This is a genomic window from Pseudomonas sp. T1.Ur (genome assembly GCF_023516725.1).
Lineage (GTDB): Bacteria > Pseudomonadota > Gammaproteobacteria > Pseudomonadales > Pseudomonadaceae > Aquipseudomonas > Aquipseudomonas alvandae.
The window spans coordinates 3,842,504-3,864,075 of record NZ_JAMGSN010000001.1; the positions used below are offsets into that span (position 1 = coordinate 3,842,504).

Consider the following 21,572-nt stretch of genomic DNA (forward strand, 5'->3'; position numbering starts at 1 on the left):
GTCACCCTTAATAAGTCCGGACTTTTGGTTCGAAAGTCGGAACAGTCTTCGGCGAGAAGTTCACGGCACGCTTGGCGACGCGTTTTTCACCCGGGAAGTACAAGGTGTGGCACAGCCAGTTTTCGTCGTCACGGTCTTCGAAGTCTTCGCGGGCGTGGGCACCACGGGACTCTTTGCGCACTTCTGCGGCGATGGCGGTGGCTTCGGCCACTTCCAGCAGGTTCTGCAGCTCCAGCGCTTCGATACGGGCAGTGTTGAACGCCTGCGACTTATCGTTGATCTTCACGTTGGCGATTCGTTCACGCAATTGTGCGAGCTGGGCGATACCCTTCTGCATGTATTCGCCGGTACGGAACACACCGAAGTAGTTCTGCATGCAGCTTTGCAGCTCGCGACGCAGGGTGGCGACGTCTTCGCCTTCGGTACGCTCGTTGAGGCCAGCCAGACGCTTCAAGGCCACATCGATGTCGGTGTCGCTGGCGTCGCGGTATTCGATACCGTCGGTCAGCGCTTTTTCCAGGTGCAGGCCGGCAGCGCGACCGAAGACCACCAGGTCGAGCAGCGAGTTGCCGCCCAGGCGGTTGGCACCGTGTACCGATACGCAAGCGACTTCACCCACGGCGAACAAGCCAGGGATGATTTCGTCCACGCCTTCGGCGTTCTGGGTGATTGCCTGGCCATGAATGTTGGTGGCAACGCCGCCCATCATATAGTGGCAGGTTGGAACTACTGGAACCGGCGCAACGACTGGGTCGACGTGAGCGAAAGTCTTCGACAGTTCGCAGATACCTGGCAGGCGGCTGTGCAGCACTTCCTCGCCCAGGTGATCGAGCTTGAGCATCACGTGGTCGCCATTCGGGCCACAACCGTTGCCGGCGATGATCTCTTTAACCATCGAACGAGCCACGACGTCACGACCGGCCAGGTCCTTGGCGTTCGGCGCATAACGCTCCATGAAACGCTCGCCGTGCTTGTTGATCAGGTAACCGCCTTCACCACGGCAACCTTCGGTGACCAGTACCCCGGCGCCGGCGATGCCGGTCGGGTGGAACTGCCACATTTCGATGTCTTGTACCGGCACGCCAGCACGCAGGGCCATGCCGACGCCGTCACCGGTGTTGATCAGGGCGTTGGTGGTGGATGCGTAGATACGGCCTGCACCGCCAGTCGCCAGTACGGTGGCCTTGGCGCGGATGTAGGTGGTTTCGCCGGTTTCGATGCAGATCGCGATCACACCGACGAACGCGCCGTCCTGGTTCTTCACCAGGTCAACCGCGTAGTACTCGTTCAGGAACGTGGTGCCCGCTTTCAGGTTGCCCTGATAAAGGGTGTGCAGCAGTGCGTGACCGGTACGGTCGGACGCCGCGCAAGTACGCGCAGCCTGGCCGCCCTTGCCGTAGTCCTTGGACTGGCCACCGAACGGACGCTGGTAGATGCGGCCGGTTTCGGTACGCGAGAACGGCAGGCCCATGTGGTCCAGCTCGAAAACGGCAGCCGGGCCTTCCTGACACATGTATTCGATAGCGTCCTGGTCACCGATGTAGTCGGAACCCTTGACGGTATCGTACATGTGCCAGCGCCAGTCATCGTTCGGGTCGGCCGAAGCGATGGCGCAGGTGATGCCGCCCTGGGCGGAAACAGTGTGCGAACGCGTCGGGAAAACCTTGGTGATCACGGCAGTCTTGTGACCGCCCTGTGCCAGTTGCAGCGCTGCGCGCATGCCGGCACCGCCACCACCAATGATGATGGCGTCGAAAGAAATCGTTGGAATGTTAGCCATGAATCAGATACCCCAGAGAATCTGCACACCCCAGACGAAGTAAGCGAACATCGCAACGCCGCATACTGCCTGGAAGAGGAAACGTACGGCAGTCGCCGACTTGCCGAACGCCATCTGCGTCAGGTAGTCGGTCGCGATGGTCCACATGCCGACCCAGGCGTGAGCGCCCAGTGCGACAAGCGCCAGCAGACTGAAGATACGCATCCAGTTGTTTGCAAACAGTTCATGCCATTGGGCATAGCCCAGGCCGGGGTTGGCTACGACATATCCGATCAGGAAAATGAAATAAGCCGCGAGAACGACCGCAGACACACGCTGCGCCATCCAGTCATAGAGGCCCGAACGCGAGAGGTTCGTGACGTTGGTTACCATATCCAGACTCCTGCCAGAACGATTACCACCACGGAAACGGCGATAACGATTTTCGAGCCCAGCTTGCCGCCTTCCAGCGTCTCACCGATGCCCATGTCCATGATCAAGTGGCGCACGCCGGCTACCAGGTGATACAGCAAGGCGGACAGGATGCCCCAAATCACTAGCTTGGCTAGCGGACTGGTCAGACACGCTTTCACCTGACCGAAGCCTTCTTCCGAATCGAGCGACTTGTCCAATGCATAAAGCATGATGGCCAGGCTGACGAAGAGGATGACACCGGAAATACGGTGAAGAATGGACGTGTAAGCAGTGACTGGGAGTTTGATGGTCCTTAGGTCTAGGTTTACAGGTCGTTGGCTTTTCACGGCTTTTTTTTCACACTGAAGAGCCCCTAACAATCAGGGCAAAGTTGTTGGGGCGCGCACTGGTCAGGTACTCACCACCCAGGGAGTGACGACCCCCAAGAAAGCAGGCCCAAAAGCCCCTGGCGGTCGGTGGCCGAGTATAGACAGTTAGGCTACTAATGACAACGCGTTCACCTTCCCCTAATAGCGCATTGCACATACGCGGCAAAAGGCGTAAACGGCAGGTAATTTCGCGGAAAAAGTCCGGTTAAAGCCTTCTGGAGCAAGACTTTAGGCAAATTGACATTCGGATTTATCTCACTATAGTGGTGCGGGCCCTGCGTGGGGGGTCTGTCTGATGATTCCAAGCATTAATAGGAGGCCACATGGCTGACAAAAAAGCGCAGTTGATCATCGAGGGCGCAGCCCCCGTCGAGCTGCCCATTTTAACCGGCACCGTTGGTCCCGATGTAATCGACGTACGGGGCCTGACGGCCACGGGCCGTTTCACCTTTGACCCGGGTTTCATGTCGACCGCCTCGTGCGAGTCGAAAATCACCTATATCGACGGCGACAACGGCATCCTGCTGCACCGCGGCTACCCGATCGAGCAACTGGCTGAAAAATCGGACTACCTGGAAACCTGCTACCTGCTGCTCAACGGCGAACTGCCGACCGCAGAGCAGAAGGCCCAGTTCGTCAGCACCGTGAAGAACCACACCATGGTTCACGAACAGTTGAAGACTTTCTTCAACGGCTTCCGTCGCGATGCCCATCCGATGGCCGTCATGTGCGGCGTTGTCGGCGCTCTCTCGGCCTTCTACCACGACTCCCTGGACATCAATAACCCCCAGCATCGCGAAATCTCCGCGATCCGCCTGGTGGCGAAGATGCCGACCCTGGCAGCCATGGTCTACAAGTACTCCATGGGCCAGCCCATGATGTACCCGCGCAACGACCTGACCTATGCAGAGAACTTCCTGCATATGATGTTCAACACCCCGTGCGAGATCAAACCGATCAGCCCGGTGCTCGCCAAGGCCATGGACCGGATCTTCATCCTCCACGCCGACCACGAGCAGAACGCGTCCACGTCCACCGTGCGCCTGGCCGGTTCGTCGGGTGCCAACCCGTTCGCCTGTATCGCCGCCGGTATCGCCGCGCTCTGGGGCCCTGCCCACGGTGGCGCGAACGAAGCGGTACTGACCATGCTCGATGAAATCGGCGATGTCTCGAACATCGACAAGTTCATCGCCAAGGCCAAGGACAAGAACGATCCGTTCAAGTTGATGGGCTTCGGTCACCGGGTCTACAAGAACCGCGACCCACGCGCCACCGTCATGAAGCAGACCTGCGACGAAGTGCTCAAGGAACTGGGGATCAAGAACGATCCGCAACTCGAACTGGCCATGCGCCTGGAAGAGATCGCCCTGACCGATCCGTACTTCATCGAGCGCTCGCTGTACCCGAACGTCGACTTCTACTCGGGGATCATCCTCAAGGCGATCGGCATTCCAACCAGCATGTTCACCGTGATCTTCGCCCTGGCGCGGACCGTCGGCTGGATCTCCCACTGGAAGGAAATGCTCTCCAGCCCGTACAAGATCGGCCGTCCACGCCAGCTGTACACCGGCTACGAGTCGCGCGACATCACCAAGCTGGAAGACCGCAAGTAAGGCTTGCCTTGCAATAGGCGCCTGACTCCAGCGAAACAGCCCCCGCTTCTTATATAAGAGCGGGGGCTGTTTTGTTTATGCCTGTTTTATCTGATCCAGAAGCCGCATTGGCAGACCCGACGCCATCGCGAGCAAGCTCGCTCCCACAGTTGGCCTGTTATGAGCCCCAAACTTGTGCTCACTGGATCCCCCTGTGGGAGCGAGCTTGCTCGCGATAGCGGCAGGCCAGCCACCCACAAACCCGGCCCAAAAAAATAGGTTCTTCACGGTTTTCCGGGGAAGGCGGCCTTGATTTTCAAGAAGAAATAGGCCGTGTCCCGGAAGCCATAAGCCATCCTCTTGATGACTTTTATCTTGTTGTTGACCCCTTCCAGCAGGCTTGTGTGCATGGCGAACCGAGCGCTAGCCAAGATCCCTCTCAAATATTTCCTGAGATTTTTGGCAAAGCGTATCAGAGGCTGTAATCCGCTTTGCGTCACCAGTTTCTGCCACGCTCGCCAGCGCCTCCAACCTTCCCAAACGCTGGGTGCGTACCAAATATCCTTGAGGGCATCCTTGAGCAGATAGACTGTCGACAGCGGCTGGTTGGCGGCCAGCAGCTCGTCGAGATGCACTTGCTGTTCAGCCTTGAGGTTTTCCTTGTTGCGCAACAATAGCCAGCGACTTTGCTTAACCACCTTACGGGCGGGTTTGTCATGGCGTAGAGCGTTAGCCTGATCGACCCGGATACGATCCACGACATCACGCCCATAACGAGCCACCACGTGGAAAAGGTCGTATACCACCTCGGCTTGCGGGCAATGGAGCTTCACTTCCAAGTCGAAGGCTGTGTTCATGTCCATGGCCACCGCTTCAATCTGTTGACACTGTTGGCCCAAGGCTTGGAAAAACGGGCGTATGGATTCTCGGCTATTGCCTTTACCCACCCAGAGCACACGCTTGCGGTCAGCATCCATGATCACCGTCGCATAACGGTGCCCCTTGTGCAGGGCGAACTCATCCATGACCAAGCGCTTCACGTTACCGGGATCGAAGGCTGCGACGTTGCGCTCCAGGCGCCGCTTGTCGACATCCTTGATTGACTGCCAATGGAGCCCGGTTAATTGACGCACATGAGCAATAGGTAAAATCAGCGTCAACACCTCGATCCAGTTGACCAGGCGCTGCGTCATCCGGGCGAAAGGTGCCAACCAATCAATGTGCTCATTGACCCGACCACAGTTCAGGCAATCGAGTCGTCGCATAGGTATCAGCAGCAGGACCGGTTGATCGAACAGGTCTCGGTCTCGAACTCGACGCAAGCGCCGATCATGAATCAGGGGACAGGGCTGCTGGCATCGACCGCATAACGGCATGACCGTGGCGCAGGGTTCGAGGGTCAGCTGCAAAAGTTTGGGAGCAGAGATCGAAGAGGCGATGTAATAGCCTGGAAAAAACGAAGCAAGGTCAATAGGATGCATGTCGACAGCAGGGGGCAGGAATTGGTTTGGGTGGTACCTTCCAATTTACCTAAACCCTGACTGTCAATCTTCTCTTCCCCACGAATCCGTGAAGAACCAAAAAATACCCCGGCCTCTCGACCGGGGTATCTCTTCAAACGCAACGCTTCAACTTGAAGCTCTCAACTTGCAGCTTGCCGCTGCCTCAGTGATTAACCGCCCCACTCGCCCCAAGGCCAGTCTGCGAACGCACGAACTGCGGGAAGAACAGCGCCCGCTCGTTGGCGCCTTCAGCCGACTTGTCGGTGATGGAGAAGAACCAGATGCCGATGAACGCGATCATCATCGAGAACAGCGCCGGGTATTCATACGGGAAGATCGCCTTCTCGTGACCCATGATCTGCACCCAGATGGTCGGGCCGAGGATCATCAGGCCAACCGCACTGACCAGGCCCAGCCAGCCGCCGATCATGGCGCCACGGGTGGTCAGCTTCTTCCAGTACATCGAAAGCAGCAATACCGGGAAGTTGCAGCTCGCCGCGATGGAGAACGCCAGGCCCACCATGAACGCGATGTTCTGCTTCTCGAACAGGATGCCCAAGCCAATCGCCAGCACTGCCAGGGCAATGGTGGTGATTTTCGAGACACGGATCTCGTCCTTCTCGTTGGCCTTGCCTTTCTTGATCACGCTGGCATAGAGGTCATGGGACACCGCCGAGGCGCCGGCCAGGGTCAGGCCCGCCACCACAGCCAGGATGGTCGCGAACGCCACCGCCGAGATGAAGCCCAGGAAGATGCTCCCGCCTACCGCGTTGGCCAGGTGCACCGCCGCCATGTTGTTGCCACCCAGCAAGGCACCCGCCGCGTCCTTGAACGCCGGATTGGTGCTGACCAGCAGGATCGCGCCAAAGCCGATGATGAAGGTCAGGATGTAGAAGTAGCCGATGAAGCCAGTGGCATACAGCACGCTCTTGCGCGCTTCCTTGGCGTCGCTCACGGTGAAGAAGCGCATCAGGATGTGTGGCAGGCCAGCGGTACCGAACATCAGCGCCAAGCCCAGGGAGAAGGCCGAGATCGGATCCTTCACCAGGCCGCCAGGACTCATGATCGCCTCGCCTTTAGGGTGAACCTTGACCGCCTCGGCAAACAGCATGTTGAAGTCGAAGCCGACGTGCTTCATGACCATCAAGGCCATGAACGAAGCACCGGACAGCAACAGCACGGCCTTGATGATCTGAACCCAAGTGGTCGCCAGCATGCCGCCGAACAACACGTAGAGGCACATCAGGATACCGACCAGGATCACCGCAACGTGGTAGTCCAGGCCAAACAGCAGCTGGATCAGCTTGCCGGCACCGACCATTTGCGCGATCAGGTAGAACGCCACCACCACCAGAGAGCCGCAAGCGGACAGGCTGCGGATCTGGGTTTGCCCGAGGCGATAGGACGCCACGTCGGCAAAGGTGTACTTGCCCAGGTTACGCAGGCGTTCGGCGATCAGGAACAGAATGATCGGCCAGCCCACCAGGAAGCCGATGGAGTAGATCAGGCCGTCATAGCCGGAAGCGAACACCAGCGCGGAAATCCCCAGGAAGGACGCCGCCGACATGTAGTCACCGGCAATCGCCAGGCCATTCTGGAAACCGGTGATCCGCCCGCCTGCCGCATAGTAGTCGGAGGCCGACTTGTTGCGCTTGGACGCCCAGTAGGTGATGCACAGGGTCGCGCCGACGAAGGCCACGAACATGACAATCGCGGAAACGTTGAGGGGTTGCTTCTGCACGGCACCGGTCAGGGCTTCAGCCGCCCAGGCGCCCGGGGCAAACGCTGCGATGCTCAATAGAGCCATTAGACGCCGGATCATTGCTGAGCCTCCTTGAGAATCGCATTGTTCAGGTCGTCGAACTCGCCATTGGCACGTCGCACATAGATACCGGTCAGGATGAAGGCCGAGATAATCAGGCCGACGCCGATGGGAATACCCCAGGTAATGGTGGACTCGGGCGTGATCTTTGCCCCGAGAATGTGCGGTCCATAAGCAATCAGAAGGATGAAGCCGGAGTACAGCCCTAGCATGATCGCCGAGAGAATCCAGGCGAACCTTTCCCTTTTTCTCACCAGCTCCTTGAAGCGCGGGCTGTTTTGAATCGAGAGGTAAATGCTGTCGTTCATTGTTTTTATCCTCGCAGCACAGATTTAATTGGAACGACCCTACTCTATGCGGCTCAAGGCCAGGTTCCAGACGACCTTAGTATTAGAACGACATGACGGTTTTGCCAGTTTCCCGCACATTTTCGCAATCGCCCCTCTTGTGGGAGCGAGCTTGCTCGCGATAGCGGTGTGCCTGCTTGCATCTCTGTTGAATGTTGCGCCGTCATCGCGAGCAAGCTCGCTCCCACAAGGGAATCGTGGAGGAGTCAGGAATCGCAGGCACAAAAAAACCGCATGACACAACGTCATGCGGCTTTCGGAACAGCCAGACCGGGCCGATTACTTGCCGGTCCACTCCTTCACGCGGTCCGGGTGCTTGGCCACCCAATCCTTGGCAGCGGCTTCCGGCTTGGCACCTTCCTGGATTGCCAGCATGACTTCACCGATTTCGTCCTTCGAAGCCCACTGGAACTTCTTCAGGAATTCAGCCACTTCTGGCGCCTTGGTGCCCAGTTCCTTGCTGCCGATGCTGTTTACAGTCTCAGCCGCGCCATAGACGCCTTTCGGGTCTTCCAGGAAGCGCAGTTTCCACTTGGCGAACATCCAATGCGGCACCCAACCGGTGACGGCGATGGACTCGTTCTTTTTCTCGGCCCGGGTCAGCTCGGCAATCATGCCGGCGCCGGAACTGGCCTTGAGTTGATAGCCGGTCAGGTCGTAGTCCTTGATGGCCTGTTCGGTCTTGAGCATCACGCCTGAACCGGCGTCGATGCCGACGATACGTTTCTTGAAGGAGTCGTCGGTCTTCAGGTCTTCGAGGGACTTGGCCTTGACGTACTCCGGCACGATCAGGCCGATTTTCGCGTCCTTGAAGTTAGGGCCATAGTCGACCACCTGGTCCTTGTTCTTCGCCCAGTAGTCACCGTGGGTCACCGGCAGCCAGGCCGACAGCATCGCGTCGAGCTTGCCGGTGGCAACGCCCTGCCACATGATCCCGGTCGCGACGGCTTGCAGCTTCACGTCATAGCCGAGTTTTTGCTTGATCACTTCGGCGGCCACGTGGGTGGTCGCGACGCTGTCGGACCAACCGTCAACGTAGCCAATGCTCAGGGTTTTGGTCTCGGCGCTTGCCAGGGTGGAGCTGATCGCCAGTACCAGTGCGGCACCTGCGCCCAAGATTCGTCGCATCTTCATCGTTACTTCCCCGAAAGTGCTGCGCCCGACGGATGCCGAGCGGCTTCAACGTATTGTTATGGTGCACAGCGCCCCCATCACGCTCGCCCTCAAACCGGTCGGAACGCCAGTGGAGTACTGACCGACTGATCATCAACCTGCGCCGATCTGGAACCTGCTCTGTCTGCGACGCCGAAGCAACGAGAAACGACATCAGAAAGCCAGCAAACCATTTAAGCGGTTTTGCCGGGCCAATTCCGCCCAAACCTTGCATGCCCGTACCAAGAAGCCGGCAGCTCCACTAGCCGCCACCACGCCCCAACGTGTATTGTCCCGCTACTCTTGCGCCCCGCTCGCGCTTGTTTTGCAGCCGTCATGGCACTTGGCTTGGCTTCGGTGGTCATAGGCTGCGAACCTCATTCGGCACCTTCCTAAGGGATTTAGTCATGCTCCGTTCCTTGCGCTTCGCTGCCCTCATTGGCGGCCTTATCTTGAGTGCGTCCGCGCTGGCGGTGGACATCGACGCCGCCAGCTATGGCTATCCCTTGACCAACCCGTTCGAGGCGACCATCGCCACCACGCCGCCGGACCTGCGTCCGGAGCTACCGCTGATCGAAGACATCAATCAATCGGACCACAGCCTGACCCTGCGTCCGGAACGCGAGTTCATCCTGCCGGACAATTTCTGGCCGGTGAAAAGCCTCACCTATCGCATGGCCACCCAGGACAAGCCCGCGCCGCTGATCTTCCTGATCGCCGGCACCGGCGCCCGCTACGACAGCACGCTCAACGAGTACCTCAAGCGCCTCTACTACAAGGCCGGTTATCACGTGGTGCAGCTGTCTTCACCCACCAGTTTCGACTTCATGAGTGCCGCCTCGCGCTTCGCCACCCCAGGCATCACCAAGGAAGACGCGGAAGACATGTACCGGGTGATGCAGGCCGTGCGCGCGCAGAATCCGAAAGTCCCCGTCACCGAGTACTACCTGACCGGCTACAGCCTCGGCGCCCTGGACGCGGCCTTCGTCGCGCACCTGGACGAAACCCGACGCAGCTTCAACTTCAAGAAAGTCCTGCTGCTGAACCCGCCGGTGAACCTCTACACCTCGATTACCAACCTGGACAAACTGGTCCAGACCGAGGTCAAGGGCATCAACAGCACCACCACCTTTTATGAGCTGGTGCTGAACAAGCTGACCCGCTACTTCCAGCAAAAAGGCTACATCGACCTCAACGATGCCCTGCTCTATGACTTCCAGCAGTCCAAGCAACACCTGAGCAACGAGCAGATGGCGATGCTGATCGGCACCTCGTTCCGCTTCTCGGCGGCCGACATCGCCTTCACGTCGGACCTGATCAACCGTCGCGGCCTGATCATCCCGCCCAAATTCCCGATCACCGAGAGCACCAGCCTGACGCCGTTCCTCAAGCGTGCGCTGCAATGCGATTTCGATTGCTACCTCACCGAGCAGGTCATCCCGATGTGGCGGGCGCGCACCGACGGCGGCAGCCTGTTGCAACTGGTCGACCAGGTCAGTCTGTACGCGCTGAAGGATTATCTGCAGGCCAGCCCGAAGATTGCGGTAATGCACAACGCCGACGACGTGATCCTCGGCCCCGGTGACCTCGGCTTCCTGCGCAAGACGTTTGGCGATCGCCTGACGATCTATCCGCTGGGCGGCCACTGCGGCAACCTTAACTACCGCGTCAACAGCGACGCCATGCTGGAGTTCTTCCGTGGCTAAATACCTCCTGCTGATCGCCGCGTTAATGAGCGCGGGCATGGTCCACGCCGATAACAGCAAGGCCGATGCGCCCGTGGTGGTGGATGCTGATGGGTTCAAGGAACCGCTGACCAAGCTCAAGTTCAACCCGGGCCTGGACCAACGCGAATTCGAACGTTCGACGCTCAACGCCCTGAACGTCTACGACCCGCTGGAGTCGTGGAACCGCCGCGTCTATCACTTCAACTACCGCTTCGACCAATGGGTATTCCTGCCCGTGGTCGATGGCTATCGTTACGTCACCCCGAGTTTCGTGCGTACGGGTGTGAGCAACTTCTTCAACAACCTGGGCGACGTGCCAAACCTGATGAACAGCCTGCTGCAATTCAAGGGCAAGCGTTCGATGGAAACCACCGCTCGACTGTTGCTCAACACCACCGTCGGCATCGCCGGCCTGTGGGACCCGGCCACCGCCATGGGCCTGCCGCGCCAGAGCGAAGACTTCGGCCAGACCCTGGGCTTCTATGGCGTCCCTGCCGGCGCGTATTTCGTGCTGCCGGTCTTCGGCCCGTCGAACCTGCGCGACACCTCGGGCCTGCTGGTGGACTACACCGCCGAGTCGGCGATCAACTTCCTGAATGTCTCCGAAGTCAGCGCCAACCACCCGGAACTGCTGCTCCTGCGCGGCGTGGACAAGCGCTACCAGACCAGCTTCCGCTATGGCCAGCTGAACTCGCCGTTCGAGTATGAAAAGGTGCGCTACGTGTACACCGAGTCGCGCAAGTTGCAGATCGCCGAGTAACTTTTCGGCCACCGCAAAACCTGCTGTGGGAGCGAGCTTGCTCGCGATGGCAGTCTGTCAGGCAACATTAATGTTGGAGTCAGGCCGTCATCGCGAGCAAGCTCGCTCCCACAGGGGTTGTGTGTTGTCAGTTTCAGCCTTTCAGCGCTTTCCAGACCTTACCCACCGCCATCACACCCGCCAACACCACCGCCCCCGCCACGATCCCCGCCACCGCATTGAGCAGCATCGGCACGATGAACCCTGCACCGCCGGCACTCGCCGCGACACCTTCAATCCAATGGTGAACCACCGGCACGCCATGAGTGAGGATGCCGCCGCCCACCAGGAACATGGCCGCCGTACCGATCACCGACAGGCCTTTCATCATGTAGGGCGCCGCGCTCAAGATCGCTCCGCCAATGCTCTTGGCCGCTTGTCCTGGCTTCTGGGTCAGCCACAAGCCCAGGTCATCAAGCTTGACGATCCCCGCCACCAGGCCGTACACACCGACGGTCATGACAATGGCAATACCCGACAGCACGATCACCTGCTGGGTCAGTGGTGCATCGGCGACGGTGCCGAGGGTGATGGCGATGATTTCCGCCGAAAGGATAAAGTCGGTGCGCACCGCGCCCTTGATCTTGTCCTTCTCGAAGGCCACCAGATCGACCGCCGGATCGGCCACCGCCTCGACCAGTTGCGCGTGTTCGGCCTGGTCTTCAGCTTTGCTGTGAAGGAATTTGTGGGCGAGTTTTTCGAACCCTTCGAAACACAGGTAGGCGCCGCCGACCATCAACAACGGCGTCACCAGCCAAGGGACGAACGCGCTGATGGCCAGCGCCGATGGCACCAGGATCAACTTGTTGATGAACGAGCCCTTGGCGACTGCCCAGACCACTGGCAATTCCCGCTCGGCACGCACGCCCGAGACTTGCTGGGCATTGAGCGCCAGGTCGTCACCGAGCACACCGGCGGTTTTCTTGGCGGCCATCTTGGTCATCAACGCCACATCGTCGAGTACCGTGGCAATGTCGTCGATCAGAACCAGCAAACTGCTTCCAGCCATGGAGGGGCTCCTTGAACAATAATGCTGCGCAGCATACCGCGAGCCGCGCCGCCTTGTGGCCTGTACGGTTAATTCGAGTACTCAAATTCGAGTGCCAGTGATTGCCAGGCAAGGCGCCATGACGAGTCGTAGCCCGCTACGGCGAGGAATGGTAACGCAGCATGGCAAGCACTGGCGCCGAAGTTGAGTGCACGAATTAGCCACACAGGCCACCAGGGGCATTCTTGAGCGCCGCGCGAGGCCGGTGCTACCATGCGCCACCGCCATAATCGGCAAGGAACCCCAGGGTTTATGAGCACTATCCGCGAGCGCAACAAAGAACTGATCCTGCGTGCCGCCAGCGAAGAATTTGCCGACAAGGGCTTCGCCGCGACCAAAACCAGCGACATCGCGGCCAAGGCGGGCTTGCCCAAACCCAACGTCTACTACTACTTCAAGTCGAAGGAAAACCTCTATCGCGAGGTGCTGGAAAGCATCATCGAGCCGATTCTCCAGGCCTCCACCCCCTTCAACGCCGACGGCGAGCCGGGCGAAGTGCTGAGCCACTACATCCGCTCCAAGATCCGCATTTCCCGCGACTTGCCCTTCGCCTCGAAAGTTTTCGCCAGCGAAATCATGCACGGCGCCCCGCACCTCAGCGCCGACCTCGTCGAACAGCTCAATGCCCAGGCCCGGCACAACATCGACTGCATCCAGACCTGGATCGACCGCGGCCAGATCGCCCCCATCGACCCCAACCACCTGATGTTCAGCATCTGGGCCGCCACCCAGACCTACGCCGATTTCGACTGGCAGATCAGCGCCGTGACCGGCAAGGCCAAGCTGGATGAAGCGGACTACGAAGCGGCGGCGCAGACGATTATTCGGTTGGTTTTGAAGGGGTGTGAGCCCGGCTGACAGACCGAGTGGCCTTCATCGCGAGCAAGCTCGCTCCCACAAGGGATTTGGGTTGTTCGCAGAATCTAAATTCACCGCAGAACCCTGTGGGAGCGAGCTTGCTCGCGATTGAAGGCAACTCGATTTCAAGTCAAAGCCAAATGGCATCCCACAGCGGATAGTCGCCAAGTCGCTCTACCAGGCCTGCCCGCAGTGGATTTGCCACAACATAGCGAGCCAGCTTTACCAAATCTTCTTCCCGCCGTAGTGCTCGATCGTGGTAACCCGGTTGCCAAAGGCTGCCTCTGTGTCCTGTGGACATGTTTACCGCGCGAGCACTCAAGGACTTGGGTTTCTGCATCAACTCATTCAGCGAGCCTTGCTGCAGTTCAATCAACCAATGGAAATGGTCAGGCATGATCACCCAAGCCAATGACTTCGCCCATCTCTCATCCTGGGCATACCTAAATTGCTCAACGACCAATCGACCTAAAGCGAAATCCTTGAAAATCGGCTTTCGCTCAGCGGTGTTAGTGGTCAATAAGTAGGTTCGATTCAACTCACCATAACGACCGGTGCGCAAGCGATGTGAAGCAGGTAGACCAGGCATTCCTTCGCCTCTCCAATGATCAGATCATCAAAGGCTAGGCCTGTAGATTTTTGAAGGCCGGACAGACTCTTGGCTGGATGTGTCTGGTAGATCGTCATCGCGAGCAAGCTCGCTCCCACACTGGGTTTGCGGTGTTCGGACATGATGTGTCCTACATCAGACCCTGTGGGAGCGAGCTTGCTCGCGATGACGCCAGTCAACTCACCACAAAATCAAACAGCAACCCCTGCATCCGCCCTCAACTCCACCGCCTCCACCGCCCTCACCGCCACCTGCTCATCCACATCCGAAACATCCCCACTGACCCCGATCGCCCCCATTACCCTGCCCTCCTGATCCCTGATCAACACCCCGCCCGGCGCCGGCACGACGCTGCCTTGCCCCAGACCATTCAAAGCCGCAAAGAACGCAGGGCGCTGTTGGGCGTCATGGGCGAGCAGGCGGGAGCCTTTGCCCAGGGCGATGGCGCCCCAGGCCTTGCCGATGGCGATTGGTGGGCGCAGCAGGCTGGCGCCGTCTTCGCGCTGCAAGGCCACCAGGTGCCCGCCGCTGTCCAGGACCGCGACGGTCAGAGCTGCTGCACTGATCTCGCGACCTGCGGCGAGGGCTTGCCCCGCCAGGTTGACGGCGACTTTCAAGGTTAGAACGCTCATGGATGCTGTCCTTCTTTTGTTATGGGAAAGCCTTGGCGGCTTCACTTTCAGAAAAACCCAACATCGCAAATAGAACACAACAACACAATTTTTTGTATACAATAATTTACGCAAACCACCTTTAACGACAAAAGGCCGCAGCAGAATCAGGTTCCAAACGAATTAAACGCGTGCTTGAGGAAAGGGATTGACCTGCGCCATTCGCCATGAATACACTCTGTCGCACAGCCACTTGTATACAATTACAAAACGTAAGAGGCACAAAGTAATGAGCAAAATGAGAGCAATCGAAGCCGCCGTCCTGGTGATGCGCCGTGAAGGCGTGGACACTGCCTTCGGCATTCCGGGCGCCGCGATCAACCCGCTGTACGCCGCCCTGCAAAAAGTTGGCGGCATCGATCATGTCCTCGCTCGGCACGTTGAAGGCGCCTCGCACATGGCCGAGGGCTACACCCGCACCAAGGCCGGCAATATCGGCGTGTGCATCGGCACCTCCGGGCCGGCCGGCACGGACATGGTCACCGGGCTCTACAGCGCATCGGCCGATTCGATCCCGATCCTCTGCATCACCGGGCAAGCGCCCCGCGCCCGTATGCACAAGGAAGATTTCCAGGCTGTGGATATCACCAGCATCGTCAAGCCAGTGACCAAGTGGGCCACCACCGTCCTGGAGCCGGGCCAGGTGCCGTATGCCTTTCAAAAAGCCTTTTACGAAATGCGCTCCGGCCGCCCCGGTCCGGTGCTGATCGACTTGCCGTTCGACGTGCAGATGGCCGAGATCGAATTCGACATCGACGCGTACCAGCCGCTGCCCCTGGCCAAACCCGCGGCCAACCGCGTGCAGATCGAGAAAGCCCTGGCAATGCTCAACCAGGCTGAACGTCCACTGCTGGTGGCCGGCGGCGGCATCATCAACGCGGATGCCAGCGACCTGCTGGTGGAGTTCGCCGAGCTGACGGGTATCCCGGTCATCCCCACCTTGATGGGCTGGGGCACGATCCCCGACGATCACCCGTTGATGGTCGGCATGGTCGGCCTGCAAACCTCCCACCGCTATGGCAACGCAACACTGCTCAAATCGGACGTGGTGCTGGGCGTCGGCAACCGCTGGGCCAACCGTCACACCGGTTCGGTGGATGTCTACACCGAAGGCCGCACGTTCATTCACGTGGACATCGAGCCGACGCAAATCGGCCGGGTGTTCACGCCAGACCTGGGCATCGTTTCCGACGCGGCTTCGGCCTTGACCGTGTTCATCGAAGTGGCCCGGGAATGGCAAGCCGCCGGCAAGCTGAAGGACCGCAGCGCCTGGCTCCAGGATTGCCAGCAACGCAAGGCCAGCCTGCAGCGCAAGACCCACTTCGACAACGTGCCGGTCAAGCCGCAGCGCGTTTATGAGGAAATGAACCAGGTGTTCGGCAAGGACACCTGCTACGTCAGCACGATCGGCCTGTCGCAGATCGCCGGCGCGCAGTTTCTCCACGTCTACAAGCCACGCCATTGGATCAACTGCGGCCAGGCCGGCCCCCTGGGCTGGACCATTCCGGCCGCGCTCGGGGTGGTCAAGGCCGATCCGAGCCGCAAGGTCGTGGCGCTGTCGGGCGACTATGATTTCCAGTTCATGATCGAGGAGTTGGCGGTGGGCGCGCAGTTCAAGCTGCCGTACATCCATGTCGTGGTGAACAACTCCTACCTGGGCCTGATCCGCCAGGCCCAGCGTGGCTTCGACATGGATTACTGTGTGCAGTTGTCGTTCGACAACCTCAACGCCCCGGAGCTCAACGGTTACGGCGTGGACCACATCGCCGTGGCCGAGGGCCTGGGTTGCAAGGCGCTGCGGGTGTTCGAACCGTCCGGCATCCAACCGGCGCTGCGCAAGGCCCAGGCAATGATCGAAGAGTTCAAGGTGCCGGTGATCGTCGAGATCATCCTGGAACGGGTGACCAATATTTCCATGGGCACCGAGATCAACGCCGTCAATGAATTTGAAGACCTGGCGCTGGTGGGCAACGATGCACCGACCGCCATTTCGCTACTCGACTGACCTGACGGTTACTTTACCTGTAGGAGCTGCCGAAGGCTGCGATCTTTTGATCTTTCGCTTAAATCTCAAGTGTCGATAGAAAGATCGCAGCCTCGCTTCGCTCGACAGCTCCTACGGGTCAGGACGCCATTTAATTTGTAGCAGGAGACCACCATGCCGCGTTTCGCCGCCAACCTGTCCATGCTGTTCACTGAGCTGGATTTCCTCGCCCGTTTCGAAGCGGCCGCCAAGGCCGGTTTCAGTGGCGTTGAATACCTGTTCCCCTACGACTACAGCTCCGCAGAAATCAAGGCCCTGCTCGACGCCAATGGCCTGACCCAGGTGCTATTCAACCTGCCGGCCGGCGACTGGGCCAAGGGTGAGCGCGGCATCGCCTGCCTGCCGGACCGGGTCGAGGAATTCCGGGCCGGGGTCGACCTGGCGATTGCTTACGCAAAAGTGCTGGGCAATACCCAGGTCAATTGCCTGGCCGGGATTCGTCCGCAGAAGTGCGACGAGGCCCTGGCGGAAAAAACGTTCGTCGCCAACCTGAAATATGCTGCCGAAAAGCTGCAAGGCGAAGGCATCAAGCTTGTGATGGAAGCGATCAATACCCGCGACATCCCGGGCTTCTACCTGAACAACACCGCCCAGGCCCTGTCGATCCGCGAGCAGGTGGGCAGCGCCAACCTGTTCCTGCAATACGACATCTATCACATGCAAATCATGGAAGGCGACCTGGCCCGGACCCTGTCGGCGCACCTGGGCGAGATCAACCATGTGCAACTGGCGGACAACCCGGGCCGCAACGAGCCGGGCACGGGCGAGATCAACTACCGCTTCCTGTTCGAACACCTGGACCGCATCGGCTACCCGGGTTGGATCGGCTGCGAATACAAGCCGCTGACCACCACCGAAGCCGGATTGAGCTGGCTGAAAACCCATAACGCGATCTGACCACCTTTCCTGTAGGAGCTGCCGAGAGCAACGAGGCTGCGATCTTTCCTCTGGCACTTGAGCCCCGGGCGAAAGATCAAAAGATCGCAGCCTCGCTTCGCTCGACAGCTCCTACGAGCAGCGATAAAACAAGAGGATTTTCTCATGGCTAAAATCGGATTCATCGGCACCGGCATCATGGGCCACCCCATGGCACTGAACCTGCAAAAGGCCGGGCATAGCCTGTTCCTGTCCCAGCATCACGACCCGGCCCCGGCCGATCTCGTGGCCGGCGGCGCGGTGGCGTTGGCCAACCCGAAGGAAGTCGCCCAGGAAGCCGAATTCATCATCGTCATGGTTCCGGATACCCCTCAGGTCGACGACGTGCTGTTCCGCGCCGACGGCGTCGCAGCCGGTGTCGGCAAGGGCAAGGTGGTGATCGACATGAGCTCGATCTCCCCCACCGCCACCAAGGCGTTCGCGGCGAAGATCAACGAAAAAGGCGCGCAGTACCTCGATGCCCCGGTTTCCGGCGGTGAAGTCGGGGCCAAGGCCGCGACCCTGAGCATCATGGTCGGTGGCGACAGCGCCGCCTTCGAGCGCGCCTTGCCGTTGTTCCAGGCCATGGGCAAGAACATCACCCTGGTCGGTGGCAACGGCGACGGCCAGACCGCCAAGGTGGCGAACCAGATCATCGTCGCGCTGAACATCCAGGCGGTGGCCGAAGCGCTGCTGTTCGCCGCGAAAAATGGCGCCGACCCGGCGAAGGTTCGCGAGGCGCTGATGGGCGGTTTCGCCTCGTCGAAGATCCTCGAAGTCCATGGCGAGCGCATGATCAAGGGCACCTTCGACCCCGGCTTCCGCATCAGCCTGCACCAGAAGGACCTGAACCTGGCCCTGCAAGGCGCCAAGGAACTGAACATCAACCTGCCCAACACCGCCAACGCCCAGCAGGTGTTCAGCACCTGCGCGGCCATCGGCGGCAGCAACTGGGATCACTCGGCGCTGATCAAGGGGCTGGAGCACATGGCCAATTTCTCGATCCGCGACAAATAGGCCCTGCAACTTCCCCTGTGGGAGCGAGCTTGCTCGCGATAACGGTAGCCCAGCCAACATCGTTTTTGAATGTAAAACCGCTATCGCGAGCAAGCTCGCTCCCACAGGGGGGCGCATCGACACTCATAATAAAAATCGGGAGCCCGCCATGTCGGTCGATCCGCAACAACTGCTGCGCGAGCTGTTTGCCACAGCCATCGACGCGGCGCATCCGCAGCACGTCCTCGAACAATACCTGCCCAGCGACCGCAGCGGCCGGGTGATCGTCATCGGTGCCGGCAAGGCGGCAGCCGCGATGGCGCAAGTGGTCGAGCGTTGCTGGCAGGGCGAGGTCAGCGGCCTGGTGGTGACCCGCTACGGCCATGGCGCGCCCTGCCAGAAAATCGAAGTGGTGGAAGCCGCTCACCCGGTGCCGGACGCCGCCGGCCTGGAAGTGGCTGGACGGGTGCTCCAACTCGTCAGCAACCTGAATGAAGACGACCGGGTGATCTTCCTGCTGTCCGGCGGGGGCTCGGCGTTGCTGGCCTTGCCGGCGGCGGGCATCACCCTGGCCGACAAGCAATCGATCAACAAAGCCCTGCTCAAGTCCGGCGCCACCATTGGCGAGATGAATTGCGTGCGCAAGCACCTCTCGGCGATCAAGGGCGGACGCCTGGGCAAGGCCTGCTGGCCGGCGACGGTGTACACCTATGCGATTTCCGACGTGCCCGGCGACTTGGCCACGGTCATCGCGTCCGGCCCCACCGTCGCCGACCCCAGCACCTCAGCCGAGGCCCTGGCGATTCTCAAGCGCTATGACATTGAGATCCCGGCCACGGTGCGCACCTGGCTGCAAAGCCCGGAATCGGAAACCGTCAAGCCCGGCGACCCGAGCCTGGCCCGCAGTCATTTCCAACTGATCGCCCGTCCCCAGCAATCCCTGGAAGCCGCAGCGGTGAAGGCGCGCCAAGCCGGTTTCAGCCCGCTGATCCTCGGTGACCTGGAAGGCGAATCCCGGGAGGTGGCGAAAGTCCATGCCGGCATCGCCCGGCAAATCGCCCTTCACGGCCAGCCATTGGCGGCGCCGTGCGTGATTCTCTCCGGCGGCGAAACCACCGTCACCGTGCGCGGCAATGGCCGTGGCGGACGCAACGCCGAATTCCTGCTGAGCCTGACCGACAGCCTCAAGGGCCACCCCGGCATCCATGCGCTGGCCGGCGACACCGATGGCATCGACGGTTCCGAAGACAACGCCGGCGCCCTCATGACCCCAGACAGCTATCGCCGCGCCGCCGAGCTGGGCCTGTGCGCCAGCGACGAGCTGGACAACAACAATGGCTACGGCTACTTCGCCGCGCTGGATGCGTTGATCGTCACCGAGCCGACCCGCACCAACGTCAACGACTTCCGCGCCATCCTGATCCTCGAGAACCCGAAAAATGACGCCTGATAAAAAGGTCAAGATCCTCGCGACCCTCGGCCCCGCCACCCGTGGTATCGATGGCATCCGCGAGTTGGTGCAGGCCGGTGTGAACATCTTTCGCCTGAACTTCAGCCACGGCGACCATGCCGACCACGCCCAGCGCTACCAGTGGATCCGCGAAGTCGAACAGCAGCTCAATTACCCGCTGGGCATCCTGATGGACTTGCAGGGTCCGAAACTGCGGGTGGGCAAATTCACCGACGGCAAGGTCCTCCTGCAGCGCGGCCAGGCCCTGCGGTTGGACCTGGACCCGACGCCCGGCGACCAGCGCCGGGTCAACCTGCCTCACCCGGAAATCATCGCGGCGTTGGAGCCGGGCATGGATTTGCTGCTGGACGACGGCAAGTTGCGCTTGCGCGTGACCGCCAGGCACAGCGACGCCATCGACACCGAGGTGCTCAATGGCGGCGAGCTGTCGGACCGCAAGGGTGTGAACGTGCCCCAGGCCGTGCTCGACCTGAGCCCACTCACCGTCAAGGATCGTCGCGACTTGAGCTTCGGCCTGGCGCTGGGCGTGGATTGGGTGGCGCTGTCGTTCGTGCAGCGTCCCGAGGACATCCGCGAAGCCCGCGCGCTGATCGGCGACAAGGCATTCCTGATGGCCAAGATCGAAAAACCATCGGCCGTCACCCAACTGCGCGAGATCGCTGAACTGAGCGACGCGATCATGGTTGCCCGTGGTGACCTCGGCGTCGAAGTACCGGCCGAGAGCGTGCCGCAGATCCAGAAGACCATCATCGGCACCTGCCGTGCCCTCGGTAAACCGGTGGTGGTGGCCACGCAGATGCTCGAATCGATGCGCTTCTCCCCCGCGCCAACCCGCGCCGAAGTCACCGACGTCGCCAACGCCGTGGCCGAAGGTGCCGATGCGGTGATGCTGTCGGCGGAAACCGCTTCCGGCGACTACCCCCTCGAAGCCGTCCAGATGATGAGCAAGATCATCCGCCAGGTGGAAAACGGCCCGGACTACCAAGCGCAACTGGACGTCAGCCGGCCGAAAGCCGAGGCCACGGCGTCGGATGCCATCAGCTGCGCGATCCGCCGGATCAGCAACGTCCTGCCGGTGGCGGTGCTGGTGAACTACAGCGAGTCGGGCAGTTCCAGCCTGCGGGCGGCGCGGGAACGGCCGACGGTGCCGATCCTCAACCTGACGCCGAACCTGCAAGCGGCCCGCCGCCTGACCGTAGCCTGGGGGGTGCATTCGGTGGTCAATGACCGTTTGAAGCAGGTCGATGAGGTGTGCTCCACGGCGCTGGAAATCGCCCAGGCCCAAGGCATGGCCCAGCGTGGCGACACCTTGCTGATTACCGCAGGCGTGCCGTTCGGGCAACCGGGGTCGACCAATTCGCTGCGCATCGAGACGCTGATCTGATTTCTGTGGCCGGAGTTGATTCTGTAGGCGCTGGCGAAGCCTGCGATCTTTTGATTTTTCGAAAAGATCGCA

Annotated in this window: 19 protein-coding genes; 9 read left to right on the forward strand and 10 right to left on the reverse strand. The window is 60.3% G+C overall.

What is annotated here, in order from left to right:
• Nucleotides 1-7 precede the first annotated feature (7 nt).
• From sdhA to sdhC, 3 genes are read right to left on the reverse strand one after another with little or no spacing between them, the layout of a single operon-like run.
• On the reverse strand, nt 8-1,780 hold the full coding sequence (sdhA, locus tag M8Q45_RS17090) for a succinate dehydrogenase flavoprotein subunit (protein WP_249875700.1): 1,773 nt from the start codon (nt 1,778-1,780) through the stop codon (nt 8-10).
• A gap of 3 nt (nt 1,781-1,783) precedes the next feature.
• A complete protein-coding gene (gene sdhD, locus M8Q45_RS17095; protein ID WP_003179222.1) occupies nt 1,784-2,152 on the reverse strand; it encodes a succinate dehydrogenase, hydrophobic membrane anchor protein in 369 nt (122 codons plus the stop codon).
• Nucleotides 2,146-2,520: a succinate dehydrogenase, cytochrome b556 subunit gene (sdhC, locus tag M8Q45_RS17100; protein WP_024780620.1), complete on the reverse strand. Its 375-nt coding sequence runs from the start codon at nt 2,518-2,520 to the stop codon at nt 2,146-2,148. The genes sdhD and sdhC overlap by 7 nt, the downstream gene beginning before the upstream one ends.
• Before the next feature lie 365 nt (nt 2,521-2,885).
• Here sdhC and gltA point away from each other — a divergent pair, with 365 nt between their 5' ends.
• Nucleotides 2,886-4,175 (forward strand): citrate synthase, encoded by a 1,290-nt coding sequence (gltA, locus tag M8Q45_RS17105; protein ID WP_003172803.1) that lies wholly within the window; start codon nt 2,886-2,888, stop codon nt 4,173-4,175.
• Between the two features lie 263 nt (nt 4,176-4,438).
• Here the strand turns inward: gltA and M8Q45_RS17110 are convergent, their stop codons facing one another.
• The 4 genes from M8Q45_RS17110 to M8Q45_RS17125 form a co-directional block, all read right to left on the reverse strand.
• The gene (locus M8Q45_RS17110) at nt 4,439-5,635 is read right to left on the reverse strand and encodes an ISL3 family transposase (RefSeq protein ID WP_249875509.1); all 1,197 of its coding nucleotides are present in this window, start codon (nt 5,633-5,635) and stop codon (nt 4,439-4,441) included.
• 184 nt (nt 5,636-5,819) lie between these two features.
• Nucleotides 5,820-7,478, reverse strand: coding sequence for a cation acetate symporter (locus M8Q45_RS17115; RefSeq protein ID WP_249875701.1), 1,659 nt, complete (start codon nt 7,476-7,478; stop codon nt 5,820-5,822).
• Nucleotides 7,475-7,786: a DUF485 domain-containing protein gene (locus M8Q45_RS17120; protein WP_249875702.1), complete on the reverse strand. Its 312-nt coding sequence runs from the start codon at nt 7,784-7,786 to the stop codon at nt 7,475-7,477. Before M8Q45_RS17120 ends, M8Q45_RS17115 begins: the two co-directional genes overlap by 4 nt.
• A gap of 318 nt (nt 7,787-8,104) precedes the next feature.
• Nucleotides 8,105-8,959 carry a glycine betaine ABC transporter substrate-binding protein gene (locus M8Q45_RS17125; RefSeq protein ID WP_249875703.1) on the reverse strand — a complete coding sequence of 285 codons (855 nt, stop codon included), beginning with the start codon at nt 8,957-8,959 and terminating at the stop codon, nt 8,105-8,107.
• A 425-nt stretch (nt 8,960-9,384) separates the two neighbouring features.
• On the opposite strand from M8Q45_RS17125, the gene mlaY reads away from it, so the two are divergent.
• Nucleotides 9,385-10,683: a lipid asymmetry maintenance lipase MlaY gene (gene mlaY / locus M8Q45_RS17130; RefSeq protein WP_249875704.1), complete on the forward strand. Its 1,299-nt coding sequence runs from the start codon at nt 9,385-9,387 to the stop codon at nt 10,681-10,683.
• Nucleotides 10,676-11,464 (forward strand): MlaA family lipoprotein, encoded by a 789-nt coding sequence (locus M8Q45_RS17135; protein WP_249875705.1) that lies wholly within the window; start codon nt 10,676-10,678, stop codon nt 11,462-11,464. Before mlaY ends, M8Q45_RS17135 begins: the two co-directional genes overlap by 8 nt.
• A 133-nt stretch (nt 11,465-11,597) precedes the next feature.
• On the opposite strand, the gene M8Q45_RS17140 is transcribed toward M8Q45_RS17135, so the two are convergent.
• The gene (locus M8Q45_RS17140; protein ID WP_249875706.1) at nt 11,598-12,512 is read right to left on the reverse strand and encodes a DUF808 domain-containing protein; all 915 of its coding nucleotides are present in this window, start codon (nt 12,510-12,512) and stop codon (nt 11,598-11,600) included.
• 291 nt (nt 12,513-12,803) lie between these two features.
• Between M8Q45_RS17140 and M8Q45_RS17145 the strand changes: the two genes are divergently transcribed.
• Nucleotides 12,804-13,409, forward strand: coding sequence for a TetR/AcrR family transcriptional regulator (locus M8Q45_RS17145; RefSeq protein WP_249875707.1), 606 nt, complete (start codon nt 12,804-12,806; stop codon nt 13,407-13,409).
• A gap of 130 nt (nt 13,410-13,539) precedes the next feature.
• Here the strand turns inward: M8Q45_RS17145 and M8Q45_RS17150 are convergent, their stop codons facing one another.
• Both M8Q45_RS17150 and M8Q45_RS17155 read right to left on the reverse strand, forming a co-directional pair.
• Nucleotides 13,540-13,998, reverse strand: a complete 459-nt coding sequence (locus M8Q45_RS17150; protein ID WP_249875708.1) for an REP-associated tyrosine transposase — start codon at nt 13,996-13,998, stop codon at nt 13,540-13,542.
• A gap of 212 nt (nt 13,999-14,210) precedes the next feature.
• Nucleotides 14,211-14,651 carry a GlcG/HbpS family heme-binding protein gene (locus M8Q45_RS17155; RefSeq protein WP_249875709.1) on the reverse strand — a complete coding sequence of 147 codons (441 nt, stop codon included), beginning with the start codon at nt 14,649-14,651 and terminating at the stop codon, nt 14,211-14,213.
• Between the two features lie 268 nt (nt 14,652-14,919).
• Here M8Q45_RS17155 and gcl point away from each other — a divergent pair, with 268 nt between their 5' ends.
• From gcl to pyk, 5 genes are all read left to right on the forward strand, one after another.
• On the forward strand, nt 14,920-16,695 hold the full coding sequence (gene gcl / locus M8Q45_RS17160; RefSeq protein ID WP_249875710.1) for a glyoxylate carboligase: 1,776 nt from the start codon (nt 14,920-14,922) through the stop codon (nt 16,693-16,695).
• Between the two features lie 153 nt (nt 16,696-16,848).
• Nucleotides 16,849-17,631 (forward strand): hydroxypyruvate isomerase, encoded by a 783-nt coding sequence (hyi, locus tag M8Q45_RS17165; protein ID WP_249875711.1) that lies wholly within the window; start codon nt 16,849-16,851, stop codon nt 17,629-17,631.
• 144 nt (nt 17,632-17,775) lie between these two features.
• Nucleotides 17,776-18,666: a 2-hydroxy-3-oxopropionate reductase gene (locus tag M8Q45_RS17170; RefSeq protein WP_249875712.1), complete on the forward strand. Its 891-nt coding sequence runs from the start codon at nt 17,776-17,778 to the stop codon at nt 18,664-18,666.
• A 148-nt stretch (nt 18,667-18,814) separates the two neighbouring features.
• Nucleotides 18,815-20,095, forward strand: a complete 1,281-nt coding sequence (locus M8Q45_RS17175) for a glycerate kinase type-2 family protein (protein WP_249875713.1) — start codon at nt 18,815-18,817, stop codon at nt 20,093-20,095.
• Nucleotides 20,085-21,500: a pyruvate kinase gene (gene pyk, locus M8Q45_RS17180; protein WP_249875714.1), complete on the forward strand. Its 1,416-nt coding sequence runs from the start codon at nt 20,085-20,087 to the stop codon at nt 21,498-21,500. The genes M8Q45_RS17175 and pyk overlap by 11 nt, the downstream gene beginning before the upstream one ends.
• The last annotated feature ends 72 nt before the right edge of the window (nt 21,501-21,572 follow it).

What these genes read in the sequence shown, in the direction of transcription:
- sdhA (WP_249875700.1), bottom strand. Translation starts at nt 1,780, where the DNA reads ATGGCTAACATTCCAACGATTTCTTTCGACGCCATCATCATTGGTGGT.
- sdhD (WP_003179222.1), bottom strand. Translation starts at nt 2,152, where the DNA reads ATGGTAACCAACGTCACGAACCTCTCGCGTTCGGGCCTCTATGACTGG.
- gltA (WP_003172803.1), top strand. Translation starts at nt 2,886, where the DNA reads ATGGCTGACAAAAAAGCGCAGTTGATCATCGAGGGCGCAGCCCCCGTC.
- M8Q45_RS17110 (WP_249875509.1), bottom strand. Translation starts at nt 5,635, where the DNA reads ATGCATCCTATTGACCTTGCTTCGTTTTTTCCAGGCTATTACATCGCC.
- M8Q45_RS17115 (WP_249875701.1), bottom strand. Translation starts at nt 7,478, where the DNA reads ATGATCCGGCGTCTAATGGCTCTATTGAGCATCGCAGCGTTTGCCCCG.
- M8Q45_RS17120 (WP_249875702.1), bottom strand. Translation starts at nt 7,786, where the DNA reads ATGAACGACAGCATTTACCTCTCGATTCAAAACAGCCCGCGCTTCAAG.
- M8Q45_RS17125 (WP_249875703.1), bottom strand. Translation starts at nt 8,959, where the DNA reads ATGAAGATGCGACGAATCTTGGGCGCAGGTGCCGCACTGGTACTGGCG.
- mlaY (WP_249875704.1), top strand. Translation starts at nt 9,385, where the DNA reads ATGCTCCGTTCCTTGCGCTTCGCTGCCCTCATTGGCGGCCTTATCTTG.
- M8Q45_RS17140 (WP_249875706.1), bottom strand. Translation starts at nt 12,512, where the DNA reads ATGGCTGGAAGCAGTTTGCTGGTTCTGATCGACGACATTGCCACGGTA.
- M8Q45_RS17145 (WP_249875707.1), top strand. Translation starts at nt 12,804, where the DNA reads ATGAGCACTATCCGCGAGCGCAACAAAGAACTGATCCTGCGTGCCGCC.
- M8Q45_RS17150 (WP_249875708.1), bottom strand. Translation starts at nt 13,998, where the DNA reads ATGCCTGGTCTACCTGCTTCACATCGCTTGCGCACCGGTCGTTATGGT.
- M8Q45_RS17155 (WP_249875709.1), bottom strand. Translation starts at nt 14,651, where the DNA reads ATGAGCGTTCTAACCTTGAAAGTCGCCGTCAACCTGGCGGGGCAAGCC.
- gcl (WP_249875710.1), top strand. Translation starts at nt 14,920, where the DNA reads ATGAGCAAAATGAGAGCAATCGAAGCCGCCGTCCTGGTGATGCGCCGT.
- hyi (WP_249875711.1), top strand. Translation starts at nt 16,849, where the DNA reads ATGCCGCGTTTCGCCGCCAACCTGTCCATGCTGTTCACTGAGCTGGAT.
- M8Q45_RS17170 (WP_249875712.1), top strand. Translation starts at nt 17,776, where the DNA reads ATGGCTAAAATCGGATTCATCGGCACCGGCATCATGGGCCACCCCATG.
- M8Q45_RS17175 (WP_249875713.1), top strand. Translation starts at nt 18,815, where the DNA reads ATGTCGGTCGATCCGCAACAACTGCTGCGCGAGCTGTTTGCCACAGCC.
- pyk (WP_249875714.1), top strand. Translation starts at nt 20,085, where the DNA reads ATGACGCCTGATAAAAAGGTCAAGATCCTCGCGACCCTCGGCCCCGCC.